Annotated in this window: 1 protein-coding gene; it reads right to left on the reverse strand. The window is 45.8% G+C overall.

Translation table 11 applies throughout. The features are described 5' to 3' along the window. Nucleotides 1-84 precede the first annotated feature (84 nt). Nucleotides 85-554 (reverse strand): divalent metal cation transporter (locus R7093_RS27320; protein WP_318147293.1); only part of this gene is annotated, 470 nt, incomplete at its 5' end.

The following is a 554-nucleotide window of genomic DNA, read 5'->3' on the forward strand; positions in this document are numbered from 1 at the left end:
GCCAGAAATTGTAAGAACCCCGACCAAACAAGCATAAAAAACGGCCTCATTAAGAGGCCGTTTTTTATCACTATCAACAAAGTATTAACCCGTAAACTTCGCCATGAAGTTACCGACGTTAGTCAAACTCGATGCAGCCATCACGATAACAATCGCTGCTCCAGTTAGCGTTAAGTACATTGGGTGTTGGTAGTCACCGACGATATCTTTGCGTTTTGTCGCAACTAAGACGGTACCCAAAACGATAGGAAGGATAATGCTGTTCACTAAACCCGCTAAAATAAGTAGAAGAATTGGCATATCCATGGTAACCGTGCCTAGCGAGGTTAGGATAATGAAGCCGACACACCACGCTTTTTCGTTTCGCGCCACAACTGGGAAAAGCGTCTTAATTAATGAGATAGCCATATAAGAGTTGCCCACTACAGACGTGATGGAAGCAACAAACAGTACTAAGCCAAAGATGAAGTAACCAAGCTGGCCAGCACCTTGACGGAAAGCGTCGGCTGCCGGGTTAGCAGAATCCAACGTTGCGCCTGTCGCGATAACGCCAA

The sequence above is a fragment of the Vibrio sp. 1580 genome (assembly GCF_033340055.1).